The sequence below is a fragment of the Brevundimonas sp. SL161 genome (genome assembly GCF_049896985.1).
Lineage (GTDB): Bacteria > Pseudomonadota > Alphaproteobacteria > Caulobacterales > Caulobacteraceae > Brevundimonas.
Map to the genome: position 1 here is coordinate 16656 of NZ_JAFCVJ010000011.1, position 22998 is coordinate 39653.

Genomic DNA, 22998 nt, shown 5'->3' on the forward strand with positions numbered 1-22998 from the left:
CAAGGAGGCGGGCGTTTCCGTTTCAGGCCGCAGCAGCTGTGCCTCGGCGCATTCGCCAGAAGCGGAGGGTACGGAGAGCGGCGTCGCGCTGCAGTTCGGCATAGAGTTTGGCGTAACTGTGGGCCTTGCCCATCGCATTGTCCTCACCGCCCATGATGACCACGGCGAAGGTCAGGAACAGGGAGCGATCGAGGTCGGCGGCCTTGCAGATGACCGCCAGGGCGTCGAGTTCCTTCTTCTCCACGATCTGGCTGGCGGTGTGGAAGTCCACATCGGCAAGCTGGGCCAGGGCGATCAGGAAGGAAGTCCGGCTGCCGGAACGCAGGAAGCGGGCCAGCATGGTCGGGTTCAACTGGTTGGCCGCCTTCAGCTCTTCCACATAGGCGAGGCATTCAGAGTAGTCGGCGGGAAGGGCGCCGTCCCCGGTGGCCACGCGGGCGCGTCCGGCGGCGAGCGCGCTTTCCAGCAGGACCGGATCCATTGCGGCGTTCTGTTCGAGGATCTGCTGACGCAGCCGGCCCTCGACGACGAAATACATGTCGTTCAGGAGGTCAGCGGGCAGGCCCTTGCGCTGGACAGCCGCTTCATGAAGGTCAGGATTGACCTTGGCGCGCTCGACAGCGGTCTCGGTCGCAGCGCGCGACAAGCGGGCCCCGTCGTTGCGCAGAAGCGTGCCCAGGGTCTCGTCGTCGCCGCGTTCCACGATCACGTCGGACACGGCCTCGGACACGGTGGCGCGTTCCGACACGGCGCGCAGATGGGCCTGGCCCCTCGAGCGGACGACACCCAGCAGATCGTCGTCGGTGAGGACGGTGGAGGCGCGCAGGACGGCTTCGGCCACCGCGACCTCGTCGTTCGCCAGCCGCCGGATCAGGCCGCGCGGTGCGTCGGGCGACAGGGCGAATCGGGCCGAGAGCTCGGCGCGGACGGCGGTATCCATCTCGGCGGTCAGGTCCGTCAGGACCGAGTCGTAAAGGGCGTCCTCGCCTGCGCTGCGCTTTCCGGCGCCGAAGAAATGCTCGGTCAGCTCACGCAGCAGGGCGCGCCGTTTCTCGCTGGAGGTTTCCTGGGCCAGGACGATCAGATCGGGCAGGCGCGATCCGGTCTCGACCGGGGCGAAGGCGGCGTCGGTCATGGCAGGCTCGGATCGGCATTGGGAACCGCTCGGCGGCGGCCTTGGGGGTCCCGCATCAGGGGCTCGTTCTCGGGCGGTTCGGCGAGGTCCAGGGTGACGCTGTCGAAATAGACGGGTTCGGGCAGGACCGTGGGATCGGGGCGATGGCCCGCGTCGCGGTGCACCGAATAGTATCGGGCGCCCGACTGGCCGGACTGGACCGAGGATTGGCCGGAGGGCGCGGCCTGGGTCGGCGCAGGAAGCGAGGCCTGTTCCTGACCCTGGGGCTGGCCCTGTTGCATCTGGAAGATGCGAGCATCGCGGCGCGGGGCCATGGGGTCGCTGGTGTCGGCGACGGGTGACGGCGCCTCTTGCGGCATCGGGGCCTGCGTTGCCGAGCCTTGGCGCGGGAGGTTGAAGACCGGGGCGTCGCGGCGGGGCGCCATGAGATCGTCGGCGACGCGTTCGACCGGAGCGCGCGCGGCGTGCTCGACGGGGGCGGGCGGGGGTGGCGAATAGATCGGGGCGGAGGCTATCTCGGTCGTGGCGTAGCTGATCGGGTCAGGTGAGCCCGGGGCGAAGGCGGGCGCGACGCGGGGGGCCAGCCAGGCGCTGGCGGGGGTCAGGCCGCGCGGCGCCGGCAGCGGCGCCGACGTTGGCTGCATCATGGGCCGGTAAGGGGCCTGTGACGGCGCGACGCGGCGTGGGATCATGGCGTTGCGGGCGCGAATCTGCTCGGCAACGACATTGGCGGGAGTCGTATTGGCCGGGCGGTTGGCCCAGGTCAGGTAGCGGCCCGGCGCGGGAGCGGGGTCGGTATTGGACTGGGCCTCGGTGCCCGAGGCGGCGAGGCACGCGCCCGCCGTCGCCAGGAGCAGCGTCAGAATTCGGGCGGTGCGGTGCTGCAAAGGCGGGGCTCCCGTTCGAGGCGAACGTCGCGGAAACCCTAGGCAGCCCGGGCTTAACCCCGCGCTAACATGCGTAAAGACTTCAGGCCCGGTCGCGTAGCAGGCGGCGCTCGATCAGCCGGGTCGCGCCGTTGAGCGAGAGGCCGAGAAGAGCGAGGCAGACGAGGGCGGCGAGAAGTTCGGCCGTGCGCAGACGGTTCCCGGCCTCGAGCAGACGCCAGGCGAGACCCTGTGCCGCGCCGGAGCCGGAGACGAACTCGGCCACCACGGCGCCGACCACCGCCTGACCCGCCGCGACGCGCAGGCCCTCCAGGGCGAAGGGCAGGGCGGAGGGGAGACGCAGTCGCCACAGGCGCTGGAGCGGGGAGGCGGCATGGAGGTCGAACAGCCGCTCCAGATCCGGGTCGGCGGACTTCAACCCGGTCAGGACGCCGGAGAAGATAGGGAAGAAGGCAATGGCGGCGGCGAGCGCCGTGACAGCCCGGTCGGCATGGTCGAGCCCGAACCAGATCAGCACCAGAGGCGCGATGGCGACGACCGGCGTGACCTGGAGCGTAACCGCCAGCGGAGCCACGGCGCGTTCTGCCGGGCGGCTGAGGGAGACGCTGATCGCCAGACCACCGCCGATCAGGGCCGCCACGATCAGGGCCTTCAGCGCCATCCAGAAGGTTTGCAAGGCCGAGCCGGCAAGGATCGCGCCGTTTTCGACCAGGGCGCGGGCGACGTCGCTGGGTGGCGGCAGGAAATAGACCGGCACATGCAGCAGGCGGCACGATGCCTCCCAGATCGCCAGCAGGACGGAGGTCAGGAGGAGGGCGGGCAGGGCGTCTATGAGGTGGCGTTTCACGACGCCAGTTCCATCGAGCGCGCCAGTGCCTCGGCGACCGCCTCGACCGCCGCGCGATGAGCGGGGTCGCTTCGCCAGCCTTCGGGGCGGGGCAGCGCGCCGGGCATGGCGATATCGGCGACGGCTCGGCCGTCGGCCCGGGACAGGACGACCACGCGTCCGGCCAGGTAGGCGGCCTCCTCCACGTCGTGGGTGACGAAGACCATGGCCATGGGGCGGGCGGCCCAGAGGCGGTGCAGGTCCTCGATCAGGCCTCGCCGGGTGATGGAGTCGAGCGCGGCGAAAGGTTCGTCGAGCAGCAGAAGGTCGGGTTCGACCGACAGGGCGCGAGCGAGCGAGACCCGCATGGCCATACCGCCGGACAGCTGGCGCGGACGGGCTGTGGTGCGGTCGCCGAGGCCGGTGGCGGCGAGACTGTCGTCCGCTCGGCGGCGGGCCTCGACGGCAGGCACGCCGGACAGCTCCAGCGGCAGGGCGACGTTGGCGCGCGCGTCGGCCCAGGGCATAAGGGTCGGGTTCTGGAAGACGAAACCTGTGCGGAGGGGTTCGGCGGGGCGAACGACCGTCCCGGCGGCGGGGTGTTCGAGTCCGGCGAGCAGGCGGAGCGCGGTCGACTTGCCGGCGCCGGACGCACCGACGATAGCGACGATCTCGCGCGGACCGACAGTCAGGTCCAGCGGACCAAGCGAGGCGCGGCCGGGATAGTCCACCCTGACGTTTGAAAGGCCGGCGACCGCCGCCCCGTCCCCGTCAGCCACGGCCAGGGAGGAATTCGTCGGTGAAGGCGTCGCGCCAGCGCAGGTCGGCGGGATAGACATTCGTCTGTGAGGTCACGTCGAAGAAGGCCCGCCATCGGTCGGCGGTCATGGCCCCGAGGCCATAGAGGGCCGCATCGCCCGAATCGACGATGCCGTTCTCGCTGAGCTTGGTGCGGGCCTGGTCCAGGATGTCCTGGGTCATCTCGGGGTTGGCCTTCCTGATCAGGGCGTTCGCGGCGGCCGGGTCGCCCCGGATGTAGTCGCGCCAACCCTCGGCCGAGGCGGCGATGAAGCTGCGCAAGGCGGCCGCATTGTCGCGGGCGAACCCGTCCGGCGACATCACCATTGTGGCGTAGGAGGGGTAGCCCTCATCGGCGAGGAGGAAGACGCGCGGTTCGAAGCCCGCCTCCTTCTCGATCGTGTAGGGCTCGCTCGTCAGATAGCCCTGCTGCACGGCCCGTTCGTCGGCGAGGAAGGGGGCGGGATTGAAGTTGTATTTGCGGACCTGGTCGTCAGTGAAGCCGTATTTGGCCTTCAGCCAGATCCAGAAGGCGGTGATCGAGGCGTCGGCCAGGAGGAAGGGGCGGCCGACCAGGTCGGCGATGCCGGTCAGGTCAGGGTCGGGGTGGGCGATCAGGACCTGGGGGTCCTTCTGGAAGAAGGCGGCGACCGCCTTCACCGGCGCGCCTTCCGCCACGAGATTCAGGGGAATGAAGCTGTTGGAGCCCATGCCCAGTTCGACGGCGCCGGAGGCCAGCAACTGGGGCACATTCACGCCGGGGCCGCCCTGGATGATCTGGACGTTCAGGCCGCGCCGTTCGTAGGCGCCCGAGGCGAGGGCCTGATAGAAGCCGCCGTGCTCGGCCTGGGCGCGCCAGTCGGTGGCGAAGCGGATACGGACGCGGCCCTCATCGTCGACAGGCGCCTCGGAGCTGCCGCAGGACGCCAGGCCTGTGACCGTGACGGCGACGCCGCCGGCAAGGACGAGGCGGCGGCTGACGACGGAATGAGTCGCGCGACGTTGCATCGCCGCAAACTAGGGCCGGAGGGGTTGCAAGGGAAGCGTGACCTATTGACGGCTTACGCGGCAGACCGGACGGCCAAGCCCAAAAAAACACCGTCCGAAGCTTCCGAAGCTTCCGAAGCGGTCGGGGGCAACTCTGAAAACTGGAGTCTGGATCGTCCGTAGAGTCGGGTTTGAAGCTTTAATGTCAAAGACCAGGAGCTGACATTTGGCACACGCCTGCGTCAGGCCCGGTCGTAGACTTCCCGCGAATGCCGCCAGGACCCAGAATTGAGCGAGGGGACGCAAGTCCGGACGAACCGGTGCTTACGTCCCCCCACCAAGTCCGGGTTGGGACTTGGCCATTGAGGTTATGGACCCTGGCGTCAGCGCCGGCGGGCGAACCCGGCGACGGTCGGCTGTATCCTGGCGACTCCTGTCCGGTGGCGTCTCGTCCGGGCTTTTGGCCCTCGCGTCGTCCATCGATCCCGGTCTGGTTCTCCGTCCCCCCGCACCGAAGCGCTAAAGGCTGGGAGCCTGGACCCTGCCCGGGCTTTCCGCGTCCACCGAAGTGGCTTGGAACCCTTGGTCAGAGAGCCGGACCGATTCGCTTGAAACCCCGGTCTCCCTAGGTTTCCGCGCCGCCGTGTCCCTCGGCCTGATCAAGCTCGCTCCAAACGCGGGATCCAGCAAGGGGTCGATTCGCGCGGTCTGTGCAGGATCGCCCCGGGGCCGGTGCATAACCGCGTTAACCTCTGTGGACGGACGAGATTTCTGTTGGCAGATCAGCGTTCTGGATTGTCCACAGAATCCGTTTGCCCAGGGCAGGACCGTCATCAGATATGAGCGAGAGCCTGAGTCACGCTTTCGACAGAAGCGCGAAGCGCTTCCGCCTCAAACGATCAGGTCTATCCTGCCAGCGCTTCCCGCTTGGCTTCCAGTTCCAGCCATTCCTCTTCGGCGGCGTGAAGCTTCTGCTGGGTAGCCTCCAGGGCCTTCATGGTGGAGGCGAAGCCGGACGGGTCGCGGGAATAGAAGTTGACGTCATCGAGGCGCTTCTGGTGGCCGGCGATGTCCACAGGCAGGGCGTGGATCAGGGCGTCCAGCTCCTTGAGCCGGTGCTGGTCCTTGAAGGACAGCTTGCCCTTGGCGGCGGGAGGCGGCGGGGGCGCAGCGACGACCGGCGCGGGTTTCGACCCGGCCTGAGCGGCGGTCCGGGGTTTCAGGAAGCCGGGGTTCTGGCGGATGAAGTCGGTCCAGCCGCCCGGGGTTTCGACGATGTCGCCCCGGCCATTCATGCCGATGGTCGAGGTGGCGAGGCGATCGACGAAATCGCGGTCGTGGCTGACCAGGATCAGGGTGCCGTCGTACTGCTCCAGCAGCTCTTCCAGCTTGTCGAGCGTGTCCATGTCGAGGTCGTTGGTCGGTTCATCAAGGACCAGCATGTTGGCGGGTTTGGCCAGGGCGATGGCCAGCAGCAGTCGGTTCCGCTCGCCGCCCGACAGGGTCGAGATCGGCTGGCGCAACTGGGCGTCGGTGAAGAGGAAGTCCTTGGCGTAGGCGGCGACGTGCTTCGAGAAGCCGCGAACGATGATCGAGTCGCCGCCGCCCGGCGTCAGGGCGTCCCACAGGGTCATGTCGGACTTCAGGCCGTCGCGCGACTGGTCGAGATAGACGGTCTCCAGGCTGGCGCCGAGTTTGACCGTGCCCTCTGTGGGCTCCAGCTCGCCGAGCATGATCTTGACCAGGGTGGTCTTGCCGGCACCGTTGGGGCCGACGATGGCGAGGCGATCGCCGCGGATGATGCGGCTGGTGAAGGGCTTGATGACGACGCGGTCGCCGAAGGATTTGGTGACGCCCTTCAGGTCGGCGACCAGCTTGCCCGACGTGGAGCCGGAATCGACGCCGAGCAGCATCTCGCGCGGCCGATCCTTCGCCTGTTCCGCCCGTTCAGCGCGCAGGGCGTCGAGTGAGCGGGCACGGCCTTCGTTGCGGCTCCGGCGGGCGGTGATCGAACTGTAGAATGTTACAGTCTCGCGCTCGATGGTCTTGGTCAGCTTCTGGAAGGCGATGGCCTCTTCTTCCATGGTCTTGGCGGCCCATTCGTCAAAGGCATCAAACCCCTTGTTCAAGGTTCGGACCCGGCGGCCTTCCAGCCAGTGGCAGGACTGCGTGACCCGGTTCAGGAAGGCGCGATCGTGGGAGACGATCAGGGCGGCGCATTTGGCGTTGATGATCTCCGTCTCGAGGAGCTCGATCGCCAGGATGTCCATGTGGTTGGTGGGCTCGTCGAGCAGCAGCAGGTCGGGCTCTTCGGCGAAGGCCTTGGCGAGGGCGGCGCGGCGGATCTCGCCGCCGGACAGGCCCCTGGTGGACTTGTGCGGGTCCATGCCGAAGGTCTCGAGCCAGGCCTCCGCCGTCCAGTGCTCGGCGCCGTTCGAGGTGGCGTAGTCCAGCAGGGTGTCGCCGGCGATCAGCGGCTCCTGCGGCACATAGGCGAACTTGACCGAGCCCTGGATCGAGCGGGTTCCGCTGTCGGGCTCGATCAGACCCATGACGACCTTCATCAGGGTGGACTTGCCGGCGCCGTTGCGGCCGACGAGGCAGGAGCGGGTGCGCGGCTCGATAGCCAGGTCGACACCGTCGAACAGGGGACGCGGGCCATCCTGAAGACGGACGTCTTTCAGTGCGACGAGAGGAGGTCTCGGAGACGAGCGGGGGGCCATGGATGCTTTCGGACGCGGAGAGGCGTATGGGGAGCGCGTGGATGTAGAGCGTACGACCCCCGAACCCAAGCCCTTCTGGCAGAGGAAGCGCCTGGATCAGATGACCCGCGAGGAGTGGGAGAGCCTGTGCGACGGGTGCGGACTATGCTGCCTGATCCGTTTCGAGGATGAGGATACGGGCGAGGTCTTCCCGACACGGGTCCACTGCAAGCTGTTCGACAGCCAGCTGTGCAGCTGCACCGACTATGCGAACCGCAAGGAGCATGTGCCGGACTGCATCAAGCTGACGCCGTGGAATATCCAGGCGCTGGCGTGGATGCCGATGTCATGCGGATACCGGCGAATCCATGAGGGCCGCGGTCTGGCGGACTGGCATCCTCTGGTGTCGGGCGATCCGGAGACCGTGCATACGGCCGGCGTGTCGATCCGGGGGCAGACGATCTCCGAGGAGGAACTGGCCGAGCCCGAGGACGCCATCGACCACGATGCGTCGGACTGGATCGAGGAGCGGGGCGTGGCGCCGGCCAACCCCCGAGGTCGCTAACCAAAACTTTGGACCTCAACGGCAATCTCCGCGGCAGGACGGAGATCCGCACATGACCGCCTCGAGCGCGTTGGTGAAAGAGACGACTCAGGGAGGAGATCAGGCGGCGTTCGACCGATTGGTGACGCTCGCCTGCTCGATCTTCGACGCGCCGATCATCATGCTGTCCGTGCTGGACGGCGACCGGACGTTCTTCCGATGCAATGTGCCGATCTCAATGGCGTCGATGCCGCGCGAGCAGAGCGTGTCGCACGTCGTCACGACCATGGGCCAGGACGGCTTGCTTGTGGTCGAGGACGCCACGGCGCTGGCTCCTTTCAACACCCATCCGATGGTGACCGGGCCGGACGGGATCCGGTTTTATGCGGGCGCAGCGATATCCACGGCGGACGGCAGGATGGTCGGCGCCTTTTCGGTACTGGACACGAAGCCGCGTCCGCGTCCCAGCGGCCGGATGCTGGACACGCTCAAACTGATGGCGTGGATGGCCGGCGACATCCTCGACCAGACCGCCGCGACCCGGTTGATCGATGAACAACTGGGCGTGCTGCGAATGGCCGAGCAGATGTCGGGCGTCGGCAACTGGCGCCTGGATCTGGCGACCCGAACTGTGTCGTGGTCCGAGGAAGTCTACCGGATCCACGGCGCGTCGCCTGAAACCTTCGATCCGAGCTATCAAGACGCGGTGAGTTTCTATCATCCCGAGGATCGCGAGGTCGTCAGGGCGTCCGTGACGCGATGCATCGACACCGGCGAGGACTATGAGTTCAAGCTGAGAATTGTCCGGGCCGATGGCGATGAGCGGATCGTCATTTCGCGTGGCATGGTCGAGCGGGACGCTGATGGCCGGTCGGTCGCGGTCTATGGCGTGTTCCAGGACGTCACCGAGGTCGAAACGGCGCATGCCCGGATCGTCGTGAGCGAGGCCCGCTACCGAATGTTGGCCGACGGGGCCACGGACATCATCATCTCCTATGGGGTGGACGGGATCGTCACCTATGTCTCGCCCTCTGTTGAGGCCTCCAGCGGGAAGACGCCGGCCGAGGTGATCGGTCGTCCGGTCACCGACATGATCCTGCCCGAAGACGTGCCAGCGCTCACAGAGAGTTTCCGCGCCCTGGTGAGGCTGCCGGTCGGGCAGTCGTCGCGAGGCGTGCGCTATCGTGGGGTACACAGAAATGGGTCGGTGCGCTGGTTCGAGGCCCGGACCAGTGTGATCCGGGACGCCGAAGGCCTGGTGATCGGCTTCCATGACGTGGTCCGGGATATCACCGAGACAAAGCGGCTGGAGGAAGAACTGATCGCTGCGCGCGACGTGGCCGAGGCGGCGGTGCGGGTGAAGTCCGAATTCCTGGCCAATATATCTCACGAGCTGAGGACGCCGCTTACCAGCGTCATCGGCTTCTCGGGCCTCCTGAAGGAGAGTGCGGAGTTACCGGAGACGGAACGGCGCTATGCCGAGCGAATCGCGACGGCCGGTGAGGCGCTGCTAAGCGTCATCAACGACATTCTGGACTACTCCAAGCTGGAAGCCGAGGCCGTCGGCCTGGACGCGACTGCGTTCGATCCGGCGACAACGGCACGGGGCGCGGCGGCGATCGTGGAGACCCAATGCCGGGCCAAGGGCGTGGGTCTGATCGTCGAGATCGCCGATGATCTGCCCGTCGCGATCATCGGGGACGAAGGCCGGTTGCGGCAGGTGACCCTGAACTTCCTGTCCAATGCCGTGAAGTTCACGGTTTCGGGTGAAATCCGGTTGGATGTGCGCCGCTGTGGCGGGCAGTTGAGGGTCGCGGTGAGCGACAGCGGTATCGGCATTGCGTCTGAGAAGATCGCCGCCCTGTTCGAACGATTCACCCAGGCCGATGCGTCGACGACGCGGGTCTATGGGGGGACAGGATTGGGGCTGGCGATCTCGCGCAGGTTGATCGAGTTAATGGGTGGGGTGATCGGGGTCGACAGTCGGCCGGGCGAGGGCTCGACCTTCTGGTTCGAGATCCCGCTGGTTGAGGCCGAGCGCCCGGCGGACGCGGCAGTCAGCGAGGTGATCGTGCTGGAGCCCGGAACGCGGATCCTGCTGGCTGACGATGCACCGGCCAACCGCGAGTTGATGCGGATCATCCTGTCGGGGTGGGGTGTCGAACTGGACGCGGTGTGCGACGGCGCCGAGGCGGTCGCGGCGGCATCCAGGAAAGACTACGATCTGATCCTGATGGATGTGCACATGCCTGTGATGGACGGGATGGACGCGGCGCGGGCGATCCGCGCGCTGAACGGAGCGAGGGCCAGCGTACCGATCCTTGCCCTGACCGCCAACGTGCAGCCCGAGCAGATCGAGGCCTGTGCGCGGGCCGGGATGGACGGCCATGTCGGAAAACCGATCCACATGGGCGACCTGATCGGGGCCATCGCCGGCGCTTTGACCCTTTGTCGACAAGAGCGACGCCGGAGTGGCGTGATTGTCGAAGGTTCGGCGATAGCCATCAACGGATCGGCCGAATCCGCCCGCGATTTCAACGGCCGGAACTTTTAAGAGCCGTTTTACGCGCCTTGTGACGCTGGTCCCCTATAGTTTGGGCATGGCCGGAAATGGGGACGAAACGGGGTGAGACCCCGGCCCCCCGACGCACTGGCTTCGGCCGCTGATAGAGCCGTCGGGGGAAGCCCCGGGCTCTGACGGACGCTTGACCGCCGCACACCACAATTCACGCCGGGGCCCCCGGCCACGGGAGAAGCCATGCCGAAATTTCCATGGCGGGTCGGCCGAGCCGCGCCCGAAATCAAGGACAGTCGCGTCGGCCCTCTGATCGCGGTGACCGGCGCAGGGCGGCCGCGGTGGACGCCGCGCGACTATGCCAGCCTGGCGGCGGAAGGGTTCGGCAAGAACGCCGTAGCCTACCGCTGCGTCCGGATGATCGCGGAGGCGGCGGCCTCGGCGCCGCTGGTCGTGTTCGTCGACGGCGTGCGCAACGACGCGCATCCGGTGGCGCGGCTGATGGCCAAGCCCAACCCGGAACAGTCGGGGCCGGAATGGCTGGAGGGCGTCTATGGCGCCCTCCAGACGGCGGGCAACGCTTACGTCGAGGCTGTGGGCGACGAGACGCCCGGCGAACTGTGGAGCCTGAGGCCGGACCGGGTGCGGATCGTGCCGGGGCGGGCGGGGTGGCCCGATGCCTATGAATATGCGGTCGGCGGACGATCGGTGAGGATCGGGCGGGAGGCGGACGGCTGGATGCCGGTGATGCAGTTGAAGCTATTTCATCCGACGGACGATCACTACGGATTCTCGCCGCTGAAGCGGCGGCGTTCGCGATCGACGCGCACAACAGTTCAGGCGCCTGGAACAAGGCGCTGCTGGACAATGCAGCACGGCCGAGCGGGGCGCTGGTCTTCTCGTCGAAAGACGGAGAGCGGCTGACTGAAATGCAGTTCCAGGCGCTCAAAGCGGAGCTGGGCGAGGCGCATGCGGGGGCCGCGAACGCAGGGCGGCCGCTGGTGCTGGAGGGCGGGCTGGACTGGAAGCCAATGTCGATGAGCCCGGCGGACATGGATTTCATCGCTGGCAAGCACGCGGCGGCGCGGGAGATCGCCCTGGCCTTCGGGGTGCCGCCGCAGCTGCTCGGCATTCCCGGCGACGCCACCTACGCCAACTATCGCGAGGCCAATGCCGCGTTCTGGAGAGGGACGGTGATCCCGCTGGCGCGGAAGACGGCGGGTGCGCTGACCGGTTGGTTGAGCGGGCGGTTTGAAGGGATCCGGGTCGAGACGGACCTGGATGCCGTGCCGGCCTTGCAGCCCGAACGGGACGCGCTGTGGGCCCGGCTGTCGGCGGCGAGCTTCCTTACGGACGAAGAGCGCCGCCGGATGGCAGGGGTGGGCGCGTGATGGATGATTTGAAGAAGACGGCGGCGGCGCTGGGCGTCGCGCTGGCGATCCAGACTGTCGGCGGTCTGGTCTGGGCCGGTGGGGCGGCCGCGCGGATCGCGACCCTGGAGGTGCGGGTCGGGGAGCAACGGCTGGTCGCCGAACGGCTGGCCCGGCTGGAGGAACAAGGCGTCGGCACGCGGGCTGCTGTCGCGCGCATCGAGACGCGGCTGGAGGAGATGCGGTGAGTGTACTGGTCCAGGCGGGATTGGCGATCCAGGGCTACGCGTCCCTGTGGGGCGTGGCGGATCCGACCGGGGATGTGGTGGCGAAGGGCGCCTTCGCCGACAGCCTGACGCGGACCGGGGCAAGCGGGGTGCGGATGCTGCACCAGCACGAGAGCCGGGCCGTGATCGGGGTCTGGGACGAGATCGTCGAGGACGATCGGGGCCTGTTTGTTCGGGGCCGGATCGCCGACTGGTCGGCGGAGGCGCGCTATGCCCAGGCCTTGAGCCGGGCGGGAGCGCTGGACGGGCTGTCGATCGGGTTCCGGGCGGCGAAGGCTCGCAGGCACAGGCGGTTGAGAGTGCTGTCGGGGGTGGAGCTTTGGGAGGTGTCGTTGGTGACGTTCCCGATGCTGCCGGGCGCGCGGTTTCAGGTGGCTAGCGTCGGCCCATACAATCGATCCAGGTCAGGGCGCGGGTGACGCCGCCGAGCGCGAACCACGCGGTCGTGGGGCCGGCCTCCGCCAGGTAGGTCCAGCGCATCGAGGTCGAGCGACGGGCGCCAGAGACGATGTCGGCCACGGTCGCGGCGTCGGTGATCTCAAACAGATTCATGTTGTTAGCCTGGAGCGGGGCCTTGCCGGCGAGATTGATCGGACGGCGACCGAAGGCTACGGACATCGGCTGGCCGTCGCCGACGTTCGCCATGGAGGTCCGCAGCATGGCCGACCAGGGCGTCGCCTCAACCACGCGCGGCCGTGAAGGCGAGGGCGACGGCCTCGGCCGCCTCCACCGGGTCGATCGCTGCCCGGTCCAGATCGCCGGCCAGCCCGCCTTCGCCGCCGCCCCGCAACAGGGCCGCGAGCACCGCCATCAGATCCCGCGCCGACAAGGCCCTCATCCGTTCCGCCAATCCGGCGATGCCCGACACGTCCAGCGCTGTCTCGATCTCGGCCAGCGCCCCCAATGTCAGGCACAGCCGCCGCTCAGCCCCCGCCAGCACCGCGACCGCCTCGCCACGCACCTTGTTCACCCCGATCATGCGGCCGAGAACCCGACCGCCCCGGCGCTGGCCAGGCTGATCGCGAACGTCGCCTCGCCTTCGTGGTCGCCCGCGTATTCCAGCGCCGAAACAAGGAACGGCCCCTCAAGCGTCCCGAAATCCGGCACCACCAGCCGCCATGCCTTCAGCCTCTGGTCAAAGAAGGCCTCGCGGATCAGGGCGTCGGACGCCGCGTCGCGGAAGATCCCCTGGCCCGACACCGCCGCGGACTTGACCCCGGCGCCGCCCAGCAGCTCTCGCCAGCGGCCGGCGCTGTCCGCGTCTGTCGCATCCACAGTCCTTGCGTTCAGCGAGATTGTCCGCGCCCTCAGTCCCGCCACTGTCGAGAATATGTGACCGACCGGCCGATGCGCACACGCGACGCGCTTGAGCCACTGTTGCACGCGTTCGACATGCAAGCCTGTGAGCGGGGCGGACGGGTGTCGCTGATTGGGGTCGAAGGAGCCGGCGGAACACTGGCGCCGGCTGATCTGGGATTGACGGACGGACGCGCGGGACCGGTGCGGATACGATCACTGAAGGCCCTGCCGGCCATGGCGCGAATCCGTTTCATCGACGAGGGCGCGGACTATCAGACCGGCGCGACGGTGGTGCGGGGCGAGGGTGACGGAGGCAGTGTGGATGCCGACTTGCCGGCCGTCTGTGGCGTGGGGCTGGCGAAGGCCTTGGCCCGACGGCTGCTCAAGGGCGAGGGCGAAGATCGGTTGACGGTCGCCCTGGGGCCGCTGGAGGCGCTGCGGCTTGAGGCCGGAGACACGGTTGCGGTCGAGCGTGAGACGGGTATTTGGCGGGCCGAGCGGGTGACGCTGGACGAGACGCCGACGGCGATTTTGGCGAGACGCGATGGTGAGGGCGTCGGTACCGAGCCGGTTGTGTGGCGGCGAGGGTCGGGTATCGCGCCGGCGGGAGCCCCGTTCGTTCGGATCCTTGACTTGCCGCCCCTGCCGGGCGCGGAGCCGGACGATCGGCTGATTGCGGCAGTGGCTTGCGAACCATGGCGGCCGATGACGGTGCATGTCGGGGAGAATGCGGAGACCCTGACCGCCAGAGGAACGGTCGGGGCGCCTGCGACAGTGGGGCGGCTGACACAGACGCTGACGCCCGGCGTGCTGCATCGCTGGGACGAAGCGAACGCCGTGGTGGTGCGGCTGGAGGGTGCGGCCCCGGCCAGTCTGTCGGAGAGCGCGGTGCTGGGCGGGGCGAATCTGGCTGCCGTGGAGACGGCGGCGGGGTGGGAGATCGTGCATTATCGGCAGGCGGCCCTGTTGGGCGCCGGTATCTGGCGACTGAGCGGATTGCTGCGAGGGCAGCAAGGGACGGAAGGAGAGATGGCGGCGGCGTCGCCCGAAGGCGCGATCGTGGTGCTGCTGGACCCCCGAGCGGGACGGTTCGAGACGGCGACGGGGGAACGCGGTCTTGCGCGGCTCGCGCGGGTTGGGCCGAACGGGCGGGCCCCGGGCGGGCTCGGGTTCGTCGATGCTATCTGCACGCCGATGCGACTGCACGCGAGGCCGTGGAGTCCAGTCCTGAGGGTCGTGGAGGAGGGCGGCGGACGGCGACTGTCATGGGCTCCAAGGGTCCGGATCGGTGACGTATGGGACCAGGAGCCAGCCGAAGTCGATCCGCGCCGGTTCCGGGTGCGCATCCTTGACGGCGGCATGCCGCGGGGGACGTTCGAGGTGGAGGAGACGTCGTTCCTCTATGCTGTGGAGGACATGGCCGAAGATTTCCCCGGCGGCGGCGGGCCGGATGCTGTCGTGGCGGTGGCGCAATACGGGCCCGGTTTCGGGTGGGGCGTCGAGGCGCAGGCGCCGCTGATCGTCTGAAAAGCATTGCGCCGCACACCGCATGCCTTAACTGACGAGACGAAGGTCGGTCGCGACGCGCGAGCCGGATTCGACGAAGCGTGACGGAGCGGCGAACGGCGTGGCGGGTGATCCCTACAAGGAACTGGGTGTGTCCAGGGGGGCGAGCGCCGCCGACATCAAAGCCGCGTTCCGCAAACTGGCCAAGGAATTGCACCCGGACAAGAATCGTGGTGACAAGGCGACCGAGGAACGGTTCAAGCGCGTCTCCGCCGCGTTCGACATTCTGAGCGATCCCGACACGAAATCGAAATACGACACCGGCCAGATCGACGCCGACGGCCAGCCCCAGTATCGAGGCTACAGCGGCGGACAGCCGGGTGGCGGCGCGGGTATGGGGACCGGCGGTTTCGGCGGCTTCGGCGCGGGCGGAGGGCCAGGCGGTCGCGCGGCGTTCGAGGATCTGGATCTGGACGACATCTTCGGCCGGTTCGGCGGAGGCGGTCGGGGGCGGGCTGCCGGCTTCGGTCGTGGGCAGGACGTTCGGGCGACGCTGGAGATCAGCCTGGAGGACTCCATCGGCGGGGCGACGCGGCGGATCCAATTCTCGGACGGCCGGACGCTGGACGTCACCATTCCCAAGGGGGCGACCAACGGGCAGACGATCCGGCTGCGCGGCCAGGGAACGCCTGGCAGGACCGAGCCGGGCGACGCCCTGATCGAGCTACGGATCGCGCCGCATCCGGTATTCAAGGTCGAGGGTGCGGATCTGACCATGGACCTGGCGATCTCGGTCCCCGATGCGATCCTGGGCGGCAAGGTCGAGTGCCAGACGCCGGACGGGGCCGTCTCGGTGACCGTGCCGACCGGGGCGAACTCCGGACAGACGCTTCGTCTCAAGGGCCGGGGCGCCTTCGCCGGCGGGGCGCGGGGCGACCTGAAGGCGCGACTGATCGTAACCCTGCCGGATGTGATCGATCCGATTCTGCACCGGGTGGCCGAAGATTGGCGCGCCAACCGTCCCTACAAGCCGGGCAAGAGCTGATGATGTCCAAGCCGAACATTAAACCCGCGCGGCCCTGGTTCGCGGCGGGGCCGACCGCGAAACGCCCGGGATGGTCGTCGCAGGCCTTGCCGCACGACCTGCTGGGGCGGGGCATCCGCTCGCCGGAGGTGGTTGAGCGGTTCGCCTATGGCCTGCGACTGACCAAGGAGGTTTTGGAAATCCCGCAGGACTGGGTGCTGGCCTATCTGCCGGGGTCGGATACCGGGGCGGTCGAAGCCGCCATGTGGAACATGCTGGGCCAGCGGCCCGTGCAGGTGATGGCCTTCGAGAATTTCGGGAAGCAGTGGGCTGTCGATGCCAGGGATCACCTGAAGCTCGACCAGCTTGAGATCCTCGAGGCGCCTTGGGGTCGGTTCCCGGATGTGTCGAAGGTCGATCCGACGAAGGATCTGGTCTTCCCCTGGAACGGCACGACCTCGGGCGTAAAGACGCCGGGCGTGGACTGGATCTCCGACGACCGCCAAGGGATCGTAGTCTGCGACGCGACATCGGCGGCCTTCGCCATGCCGATGGATTTCGAAAAGCTGGATGTTGTGACCTTCTCCTTCCAGAAGGCGTTGGGCGGCGAGGCGGGCATCGGGGTGGCTGCGCTATCGCCCCGCGCCGTGGCCCGCCTGGACGCTTATGAGCCCCCGCGTGCAGTCCCCAAGGTGCTGCGCTTGCGTGACGGCAAGGGCTTCGACCGGAGCCTGGCCACCGGCACGATGCTGAACACCTTCTCGGTGTGGACGCTGGAAGACTGGATCGATGCTTTGGAGTGGGCGAAGGGCGCAGGCGGCCTGGCGGAACTGATCCGGCGGACGGATGCGAACGCGGCGGCGCTGAACGACTGGGTCGAACATACCGACTGGATCGACTACCTGGCTGAGGATGCCGCGATCCGCTCGACGACCTCGGTGTGCCTTAAGATCGTCGATCCGCGCGTCAGGGCGCTGGACGACGCGGGACGGCAGGGTTTCGTCAAGCGGATGAAGACGCTGCTGGAGGCCGAACAGGCCGCGTTCGATGTCGAGAGCCACCGCAATGCGCCAGCCGGCCTACGCATCTGGTGCGGCTGCACGGTTGAGGCCGACGACATCGTCGCCGCCACCCCGTGGCTGGACTGGGCGTTCGAGACGGCTGTCCGCGAACTCTGAGCCGAATTCGTCCCGGTCGGGACGACATTCCCCGATTCCCCCGCTATAGGCTGCGCCCGCATCAGGCGGAGACGAAAACCTTGGCGAACGTAGCGGTGGTCGGAGCCCAGTGGGGCGACGAGGGCAAGGGCAAGATCGTCGACTGGCTGTCGAACAGGGCCGACATCATTGTGCGGTTCCAGGGCGGCCATAATGCCGGCCATACGCTGGTCGTGGACGGCAAGGTCTACAAGCTCGCCTTGCTCCCGAGCGGCGTGGTGCAGGGCAAGCCGTCGATCATCGGCAACGGCGTGGTCGTCGATCCCTGGCATCTGGTCGGGGAGATCGCGAAGATCGAGGCCCAGGGCGTCACCATAAATCCCGAAATCCTGACGATCGCCGACAACGCCTGTCTGATCCTGCCCATCCATCCGGCGCTGGACGTGGCGCGCGAGGCGGCGGCGAGCGCGCCCGGGGCAAAAATCGGCACCACGGGACGCGGCATTGGCCCCGCATACGAAGACAAGGTGGGGCGGCGCGCGATCCGGGTCTGCGACTTGGCCAACGAAGACGATCTGAAGGTCAAGATCGAGCGCCTGAGGTCGCACCATGATCCGCTGCGCGCCGGTCTGGGGCTGGAGCCGATCAATCCGCAGGCACTTCTGGCTCAACTTCTGGAGATCGCGCCGAAGATCCTGCCCTATGTGAAGCCGGCCTGGCGGGTGCTGGATCAGGCGCAGAAGGCCGGCAAGCGGATCCTGTTCGAAGGCGCGCAGGGCGCATTTCTAGACGTCGACCACGGCACCTACCCCTATGTCACGAGCTCCAACACCGTGGCCGGACAGGCGGCGGCGGGGTCGGGCATAGGGCCGCGCGGCGTCGGCTATGTCCTGGGGATAGTCAAGGCCTACACCACCCGCGTCGGCGAGGGCCCGTTCGCCTGCGAGCTGAACGATGCGGTGGGCGAACATCTGGCCACCGTGGGGCGCGAGGTCGGGGTGAATACCGGCCGGGCGCGGCGATGCGGTTGGTTCGACGCTGTGCTGGTGCGCCAGTCGGTAGCGATCAACGGCATCGATGGCATCGCCTTGACCAAGCTGGACGTGCTGGACGGGCTGGAAACGCTCAAAATCTGCGTCGGCTACCGGGTGAACGGCGAAGTGCTGGACTATCTGCCGTCCAGCCTGAAGGACCAGGCGGCGGCCGAGCCGGTGTTCGAGGAACTGCCGGGCTGGAGCGAGAGCACGGCTGGAACCCGCAGCTTCAAGGACATCAACGCCAACGCCATTAAGTATGTGCGGCGAATCGAGGAACTGATCGGTGCGCCTGTGGCCCTGTTGTCGACCAGCCCGGAGAGGGACGACACCATCCTGATGCGGGACCCCTTCCAGGGCTGAGCGAGAGAAAGAACGGGTCGAAAATCCGTTCGCTTTCAACGCGGTCTTAACCGGCGGCAGTTAGCCACAATGCTGACCTCCCCGGAGTTGCCTAGTGTTCGCAGCCGACGCCAAAACCTTGAACCGCATTGAGCCGGTCGTTCGACGGGTGTTGATCGCCGACCCGAACCTGGCGTCGGCGCGGCTGCTGCTGGACATCATGAAGAGTCTGGGCGCGCGCGAGGTTGTGACGGAGTCCGACGAGCACCGCGTTCTGGACCATGCGCGCGAGATGGAGCCGGGCCTGATCTTCACCGAGCGCTCGGGCGCGAGGCTGGATGGCGAACGTCTGGCGAAAAGTATTCGCCGCTCCAATCTGGGCTGCCGTCGGGCGCCGATCATCATGATGACCGCTGATGCGACGGCGTCCTCGATCAAGGGCGCCCGCGATTCCGGCATCCACGAATTCCTCAGAAAGCCCTTCACCTCTGCTGATCTGTTCCGGCGTGTCGAGAACGTGGCGCTGAAGCCACGCGACTGGATCGAGGCGGTCGGTTACGTCGGGCCGGACCGGCGCCGGTTCAATTCGGGGGAGTATGCGGGGCCCCAGAAGCGCAAGGCCGACAAGCCGACGACGGCCGCTGGAGCCGCCTTGGCGGTCAAGGATCAGGCGCTGCGTATTCTGGCGGCGTCGCTGGCTCAGTTCGACAGCGATCCGATGCAAGCGGTGCGCGCCGTCAAACAGCAGGCGGAGACGCTCAAGGCATTGGCGATGAAGACATCCGATACGCGGCTGGCGGTGGCCGCCGCCGGGCTTGAGGGCTGTCTCGCCGCGGGCGCTCCGACCAAGGCCGGTCTGGCCGGACCGATCGGAGCGATCCTCGCCCTGGCCGAGCCGGGCACGGAATTAACCCGAGCCGGCTAACTCTCAAAATCGAATGGCAAAACAGGCGCGCGAGGCTCTCGTGCGCCTGTTTTCTTGCGCCCGCGTTAAGCGCGCTATGCGTCGACGAGGTTCCGTTCCTCGGCTGCCGCGCGCATGGCCTTCTGAAGTTTCTCGAAGGCGCGGACCTCGATCTGACGCACGCGCTCGCGGGAGACGCCGTACTGGCCGGCCAGCTCTTCCAAGGTGACCGGATCGTCCTTGAGGCGACGCTCGGTCAGGATGTGCTTCTCGCGATCGGTCAGCTCGCCCATGGCTTCCTGAAGCAGGCCCATTCGCAACGACTTCTCCTCAGAGTCGGCCAGAGCCGTCTCTTGAGACACCGCGTTGTCGTCCGACAGCCAGTCCTGCCACTCGCTCTCGCCATCTACGCGCAGGGGTGCGTTCAGCGAGGCATCGCCGCCGAGACGGCGGTTCATGTTGGTGACCTCTTCCTCCGACACGCCCAGCTTGGTGGCGATGGCGGAGAGGTGTTCCGGATGCAGGTCGCCTTCCTCGAAGGCCGAGATCTGGCTCTTGGCCTTGCGCAGGTTGAAGAACAGCTTCTTCTGAGCCGCAGTGGTGCCCATCTTCACGAGCGACCAGCTACGCAGGATGTATTCCTGGATCGAGGCGCGAATCCACCACATGGCGTAGGTCGCTAGGCGGAAACCCTTGTCGGGATCGAATTTCTTGACGGCCTGCATCAGGCCGACGTTGCCCTCGGAAATCACCTCGCCGATTGGCAGGCCGTAGCCGCGATAGCCCATGGCGATCTTGGCCACGAGGCGCAGGTGGGATGTGACGAGGCGGTGCGCGCTCTCGGAGTCCTGATGCTCGGTCCACCGCTTGGCGAGCATGAACTCCTCGTCCTTGGTGAGCATCGGAAACTTGCGGATTTCCGTCAGATATCGCGACAGTCCCTGTTCAGGCGACATCACCGCGAGTGATTTCAGTGCAGCCATTTGGTCCCTCCGAACCTAGATAAGAGCAGGCTCAGCGCAGACGGCCACCGAATGTGCGCCGTCTCCTCACCCCTCAACATGACAAGTAGCTATGGGTTGCCTCCTTTGTCGGAGGCGGATCGTCACACCACAGCGTGACCGTGACCCTGGCGCCACTTGCGTCCATGACGAGGGGTATAGCGGGTAGTGCATCTTCTATCAAGACTTACTTTCGCGACGGCGTTTAGATGCCCAGAATGTCGCGATATCGGGGGTGAACAACCTGGGCGAGTTCCGGGTGTTTCTGGAAATAAGCCGAGAAAAACGGGCAGACCGGCAGGATCAGCAGGCCGCGCTCCGTGGCGTCGGCGATGACGTGTTTGGCCAGGCGGCTGGCGATGCCCTGACCCTCCAGCGCCTGGGGCACTAGTGTTTCGGTGATCATCAGATTGGGTTCGGACAGGTTGTAGGTCACCATCGCCACCTGATCGCCGACCGGCAGCTCATAGCGGTGCTGTTCGACGTTGTCGCGGATTTGAGCGTCGGTCATGACGGGCCTCTAAAGCGCGGCGAGCAGGGTCCCGAGCGCCTGCATATCAGGTGGGAGCGCCGTCTCGAATCGCAACGCCTCCCCTGTTACCGGATGGACGAAGCCAAGGACGGCAGCGTGCAGGGCTTGGCGCATCAGGCCGGCTTCGATGATGGCGGCCTTCACGGCGGCGGCGGGGCTGCCCGATCCGTAGACGGCGTCTCCCAGAATCGGCGAACCCTTCGAGGCCAGATGCACCCGGATCTGGTGGGTCCGGCCGGTATGCAGAGTGCAGGCGACACGCCCGGCCTGAGGTGCGGACCCCGCCTTCGCCGGCAAGCCGTAGCGAGCCTGAACGACATAGTCGGTGACGGCGTTTCGCCCGCCGGCCTTCAGCACCGCCATCTTCTTCCGATCCGAGGACGAGCGCCCGATCTGGGTCTCGATCCGACCGTGCTCCGGCGACGGGGCGCCGCGCGTCAAGGCGATGTAGGTCCGTTCGATGTCGTGGGCGGCGAACAGTTTGGACAATCCCGCATGGGCGCGGTCGGACTTGGCGGCGACCATCACGCCGGAGGTGTCCTTGTCCAGCCGATGAACGATGCCGGGGCGAGCGACGCCGCCGATGCCGGACAGGCTGTCGCCGCAGTGATGCAGCAGGGCATTGACCAGGGTGCCGTCCGGTGTGCCGGGAGCCGGATGGGCGGCCATGCCCGCAGGCTTGTCAATGACGATCAGGTCGGCGTCCTCATAGAGGACGGTCAGAGGAATCGCCTGGGGCAGGGGCGTGGCCGAGGCGACCGGAGGGACAGCGATGGCATAGGTCCCGGCTGAGGCCTTTGACGAGCCGTTAGTCAGGACCACTCCGTTCAGGCTGATCGCACCGTCTGCGATCAGGGCCTGGATCCGGGCGCGCGACAGATGGGTAACGACGTCGGCCAGCGCCTTGTCGAGGCGCTGGCCGGGGACCGTCACTGCGACAGTCAGAGTCTCGCCGCCGGACGTATCGTCCGGATCGGTGTCTTCGAGCGGATCGTTCAGGACGCCGCCTTCAGCTCGCGGCCATAGACCGGGTCAAGGTCGCCCTTGGCGTATCGTTTGGCCATCTGGGCGGTGGACATCGGTCGGATCGACGAGGCCTGCCCCTCGCAGCCGAACTGCTGGTAGCGTTCGATGCAGAGCTTGCGCATCGCCTCCTTGGCCGGCTTCAGCCAGGCGCGCGGATCGAACTCGCCCGGCTTTTCCATCAGGATCTTCCGCACCGCGCCGGTCATGGCCATGCGATTGTCGGTGTCGATGTTGATCTTGCGCACGCCGTGCTTGATGCCGCGCTGGATTTCCTCGACCGGAACGCCCCAGGTCTGGGGCATCTGGCCGCCGTATTGATTGATGATGTCCTGCAGGTCCTGCGGCACCGACGACGAGCCGTGCATGACCAGGTGGGTGTCGGGCAGGCGGCGGTGGATCTCCTCGATCACATGCATGGCCAAGACCTCGCCGTCGGGCTTGCGCGAGAATTTGTAGGCTCCGTGCGAGGTGCCCATGGCGATGGCGAGCGCATCAACCTTGGTGCGGCTGACGAAGTCGACCGCCTGATCCGGGTCGGTCAGCAGGGCGGAGTGATCCAGCTTGCCCTCGAAGCCGTGACCATCCTCGGCCTCGCCCATGCCGGTCTCCAGCGAGCCGAGTACGCCCAGTTCGCCCTCGACCGAGACGCCGCAGGCGTGGGCCATCTCGGTGACGCGACGGGTGACGTCGACGTTGTAGTCGTAGTCGGCGGGCGTCTTGCCGTCCTCCATCAGCGAGCCGTCCATCATCACCGAGGTGAAGCCATACTGGATGGCGGTGGCGCAGGTCGCGGGGCCGTTGCCGTGGTCCTGGTGCATGCAGACCGGGATGTGCGGATAGAGCTCGGCAAGGGCGTCGATCAGCTTGGCCAGAACGATGTCATTGGCGTAGCTGCGCGCCCCGCGGCTGGCCTGGATGATGACCGGCGCGTTGACGGCCTCGGCCGCCTCCATGATCGCCAGGCCCTGTTCCATATTGTTGATATTGTAGGCCGGCAGGCCGTAGTCGTTCTCGGCCGCATGGTCGAGAAGCTGTCGCAGCGTGATGCGCGCCATGGTGTGAAACCCCTGAGCCAGTGTCTATTTTGCGGTTGGTTTAGCGGGCGACGGCGGCGAAGTCACG

General features: G+C 67.2%; 22 protein-coding genes and 1 pseudogene. 10 read left to right on the forward strand and 13 right to left on the reverse strand.

All coding sequences use genetic code 11. The features are described 5' to 3' along the window. Positions 1-22: 22 nt before the first annotated feature. From ACP7AU_RS09535 to ACP7AU_RS09560, 6 genes are all read right to left on the reverse strand, one after another. Positions 23-1135, reverse strand: coding sequence for a DUF2336 domain-containing protein (locus ACP7AU_RS09535; RefSeq protein WP_426036739.1), 1113 nt, complete (start codon positions 1133-1135; stop codon positions 23-25). Further along, positions 1132-2022: a hypothetical protein gene (locus tag ACP7AU_RS09540; protein ID WP_426051260.1), complete on the reverse strand. Its 891-nt coding sequence runs from the start codon at positions 2020-2022 to the stop codon at positions 1132-1134. Before ACP7AU_RS09540 ends, ACP7AU_RS09535 begins: the two co-directional genes overlap by 4 nt. 82 nt (positions 2023-2104) lie before the next feature. After that, entirely contained in the window at positions 2105-2869 is a 765-nt protein-coding gene (locus tag ACP7AU_RS09545) for an ABC transporter permease (protein ID WP_426051261.1), read from the reverse strand. Continuing rightward, positions 2866-3627 (reverse strand): ABC transporter ATP-binding protein, encoded by a 762-nt coding sequence (locus tag ACP7AU_RS09550; protein WP_426036745.1) that lies wholly within the window; start codon positions 3625-3627, stop codon positions 2866-2868. Before ACP7AU_RS09550 ends, ACP7AU_RS09545 begins: the two co-directional genes overlap by 4 nt. Next, positions 3620-4654, reverse strand: coding sequence for an ABC transporter substrate-binding protein (locus ACP7AU_RS09555; protein ID WP_426051262.1), 1035 nt, complete (start codon positions 4652-4654; stop codon positions 3620-3622). Before ACP7AU_RS09555 ends, ACP7AU_RS09550 begins: the two co-directional genes overlap by 8 nt. 884 nt (positions 4655-5538) lie before the next feature. Beyond that, positions 5539-7356 (reverse strand): ABC-F family ATP-binding cassette domain-containing protein, encoded by a 1818-nt coding sequence (locus ACP7AU_RS09560; protein ID WP_426036749.1) that lies wholly within the window; start codon positions 7354-7356, stop codon positions 5539-5541. Between ACP7AU_RS09560 and ACP7AU_RS09565 the strand changes: the two genes are divergently transcribed. From ACP7AU_RS09565 to ACP7AU_RS09585, 5 genes and pseudogenes are all read left to right on the forward strand, one after another. Next, on the forward strand, positions 7355-7900 hold the full coding sequence (locus ACP7AU_RS09565) for a YcgN family cysteine cluster protein (RefSeq protein WP_426036751.1): 546 nt from the start codon (positions 7355-7357) through the stop codon (positions 7898-7900). The two genes, ACP7AU_RS09560 and ACP7AU_RS09565, sit on opposite strands and share 2 nt — an antisense overlap. A 52-nt stretch (positions 7901-7952) precedes the next feature. Continuing rightward, positions 7953-10433 (forward strand): PAS domain-containing protein, encoded by a 2481-nt coding sequence (locus ACP7AU_RS09570; RefSeq protein ID WP_426051263.1) that lies wholly within the window; start codon positions 7953-7955, stop codon positions 10431-10433. 204 nt (positions 10434-10637) lie between these two features. Continuing rightward, positions 10638-11785: pseudogene (locus tag ACP7AU_RS09575) on the forward strand (phage portal protein). Further along, the gene (locus tag ACP7AU_RS09580; RefSeq protein ID WP_426051264.1) at positions 11785-12012 is read left to right on the forward strand and encodes a hypothetical protein; all 228 of its coding nucleotides are present in this window, start codon (positions 11785-11787) and stop codon (positions 12010-12012) included. Before ACP7AU_RS09575 ends, ACP7AU_RS09580 begins: the two are co-directional and overlap by 1 nt. A 5-nt stretch (positions 12013-12017) precedes the next feature. After that, positions 12018-12470, forward strand: coding sequence for an HK97 family phage prohead protease (locus ACP7AU_RS09585; protein WP_426051305.1), 453 nt, complete (start codon positions 12018-12020; stop codon positions 12468-12470). On the opposite strand, the gene ACP7AU_RS09590 is transcribed toward ACP7AU_RS09585, so the two are convergent. Genes ACP7AU_RS09590 through ACP7AU_RS09600 form a run of 3 tightly spaced genes read right to left on the reverse strand, consistent with a single transcriptional unit; the run spans position 12427 to position 13434 of the window. Next, positions 12427-12711 carry a hypothetical protein gene (locus ACP7AU_RS09590; protein ID WP_426051265.1) on the reverse strand — a complete coding sequence of 95 codons (285 nt, stop codon included), beginning with the start codon at positions 12709-12711 and terminating at the stop codon, positions 12427-12429. The two genes, ACP7AU_RS09585 and ACP7AU_RS09590, sit on opposite strands and share 44 nt — an antisense overlap. A gap of 19 nt (positions 12712-12730) precedes the next feature. Beyond that, complete coding sequence (locus tag ACP7AU_RS09595; RefSeq protein ID WP_426051266.1) at positions 12731-13030, reverse strand: GTA-gp10 family protein; 300 nt, start codon at positions 13028-13030, stop codon at positions 12731-12733. Next, complete coding sequence (locus tag ACP7AU_RS09600; protein ID WP_426051267.1) at positions 13027-13434, reverse strand: phage major tail protein, TP901-1 family; 408 nt, start codon at positions 13432-13434, stop codon at positions 13027-13029. Before ACP7AU_RS09600 ends, ACP7AU_RS09595 begins: the two co-directional genes overlap by 4 nt. Here ACP7AU_RS09600 and ACP7AU_RS09605 point away from each other — a divergent pair. The 5 genes from ACP7AU_RS09605 to ACP7AU_RS09625 all read left to right on the forward strand — a co-directional run bounded on the left by ACP7AU_RS09605 (position 13399) and on the right by ACP7AU_RS09625 (position 19338). Then, positions 13399-14877 (forward strand): phage tail protein, encoded by a 1479-nt coding sequence (locus ACP7AU_RS09605; protein WP_426051268.1) that lies wholly within the window; start codon positions 13399-13401, stop codon positions 14875-14877. The two genes, ACP7AU_RS09600 and ACP7AU_RS09605, sit on opposite strands and share 36 nt — an antisense overlap. 100 nt (positions 14878-14977) lie before the next feature. Beyond that, positions 14978-15901 carry a J domain-containing protein gene (locus ACP7AU_RS09610; protein ID WP_426036766.1) on the forward strand — a complete coding sequence of 308 codons (924 nt, stop codon included), beginning with the start codon at positions 14978-14980 and terminating at the stop codon, positions 15899-15901. Next, complete coding sequence (locus ACP7AU_RS09615) at positions 15901-17058, forward strand: phosphoserine transaminase (protein ID WP_426036768.1); 1158 nt, start codon at positions 15901-15903, stop codon at positions 17056-17058. The genes ACP7AU_RS09610 and ACP7AU_RS09615 overlap by 1 nt, the downstream gene beginning before the upstream one ends. 80 nt (positions 17059-17138) lie before the next feature. Beyond that, on the forward strand, positions 17139-18434 hold the full coding sequence (locus ACP7AU_RS09620; RefSeq protein ID WP_426036770.1) for an adenylosuccinate synthase: 1296 nt from the start codon (positions 17139-17141) through the stop codon (positions 18432-18434). Between the two features lie 94 nt (positions 18435-18528). After that, positions 18529-19338, forward strand: a complete 810-nt coding sequence (locus ACP7AU_RS09625) for a response regulator (RefSeq protein ID WP_426051269.1) — start codon at positions 18529-18531, stop codon at positions 19336-19338. A gap of 74 nt (positions 19339-19412) precedes the next feature. Here the strand turns inward: ACP7AU_RS09625 and rpoH are convergent, their stop codons facing one another. The 4 genes from rpoH to fba all read right to left on the reverse strand — a co-directional run bounded on the left by rpoH (position 19413) and on the right by fba (position 22931). Further along, on the reverse strand, positions 19413-20300 hold the full coding sequence (gene rpoH / locus ACP7AU_RS09630; protein ID WP_303695256.1) for an RNA polymerase sigma factor RpoH: 888 nt from the start codon (positions 20298-20300) through the stop codon (positions 19413-19415). A gap of 223 nt (positions 20301-20523) precedes the next feature. After that, on the reverse strand, positions 20524-20829 hold the full coding sequence (locus ACP7AU_RS09635) for a GNAT family N-acetyltransferase (RefSeq protein ID WP_426036775.1): 306 nt from the start codon (positions 20827-20829) through the stop codon (positions 20524-20526). Positions 20830-20838: 9 nt separating this feature from the next. After that, the gene (locus ACP7AU_RS09640; protein ID WP_426036914.1) at positions 20839-21795 is read right to left on the reverse strand and encodes an RluA family pseudouridine synthase; all 957 of its coding nucleotides are present in this window, start codon (positions 21793-21795) and stop codon (positions 20839-20841) included. A 50-nt stretch (positions 21796-21845) separates the two neighbouring features. Next, the gene (fba, locus tag ACP7AU_RS09645; protein ID WP_426051270.1) at positions 21846-22931 is read right to left on the reverse strand and encodes a class II fructose-bisphosphate aldolase; all 1086 of its coding nucleotides are present in this window, start codon (positions 22929-22931) and stop codon (positions 21846-21848) included. Positions 22932-22998: the final 67 nt, after the last annotated feature.

What these genes read in the sequence shown, in the direction of transcription:
- ACP7AU_RS09560 (WP_426036749.1), bottom strand. Translation starts at nt 7,356, where the DNA reads ATGGCCCCCCGCTCGTCTCCGAGACCTCCTCTCGTCGCACTGAAAGAC.
- ACP7AU_RS09595 (WP_426051266.1), bottom strand. Translation starts at nt 13,030, where the DNA reads ATGATCGGGGTGAACAAGGTGCGTGGCGAGGCGGTCGCGGTGCTGGCG.
- ACP7AU_RS09565 (WP_426036751.1), top strand. Translation starts at nt 7,355, where the DNA reads ATGGATGCTTTCGGACGCGGAGAGGCGTATGGGGAGCGCGTGGATGTA.
- ACP7AU_RS09605 (WP_426051268.1), top strand. Translation starts at nt 13,399, where the DNA reads ATGCGCACACGCGACGCGCTTGAGCCACTGTTGCACGCGTTCGACATG.
- ACP7AU_RS09580 (WP_426051264.1), top strand. Translation starts at nt 11,785, where the DNA reads ATGGATGATTTGAAGAAGACGGCGGCGGCGCTGGGCGTCGCGCTGGCG.
- ACP7AU_RS09570 (WP_426051263.1), top strand. Translation starts at nt 7,953, where the DNA reads ATGACCGCCTCGAGCGCGTTGGTGAAAGAGACGACTCAGGGAGGAGAT.
- ACP7AU_RS09535 (WP_426036739.1), bottom strand. Translation starts at nt 1,135, where the DNA reads ATGACCGACGCCGCCTTCGCCCCGGTCGAGACCGGATCGCGCCTGCCC.
- ACP7AU_RS09590 (WP_426051265.1), bottom strand. Translation starts at nt 12,711, where the DNA reads ATGCTGCGGACCTCCATGGCGAACGTCGGCGACGGCCAGCCGATGTCC.
- fba (WP_426051270.1), bottom strand. Translation starts at nt 22,931, where the DNA reads ATGGCGCGCATCACGCTGCGACAGCTTCTCGACCATGCGGCCGAGAAC.
- ACP7AU_RS09615 (WP_426036768.1), top strand. Translation starts at nt 15,901, where the DNA reads ATGATGTCCAAGCCGAACATTAAACCCGCGCGGCCCTGGTTCGCGGCG.
- ACP7AU_RS09555 (WP_426051262.1), bottom strand. Translation starts at nt 4,654, where the DNA reads ATGCAACGTCGCGCGACTCATTCCGTCGTCAGCCGCCGCCTCGTCCTT.
- ACP7AU_RS09635 (WP_426036775.1), bottom strand. Translation starts at nt 20,829, where the DNA reads ATGACCGACGCTCAAATCCGCGACAACGTCGAACAGCACCGCTATGAG.
- rpoH (WP_303695256.1), bottom strand. Translation starts at nt 20,300, where the DNA reads ATGGCTGCACTGAAATCACTCGCGGTGATGTCGCCTGAACAGGGACTG.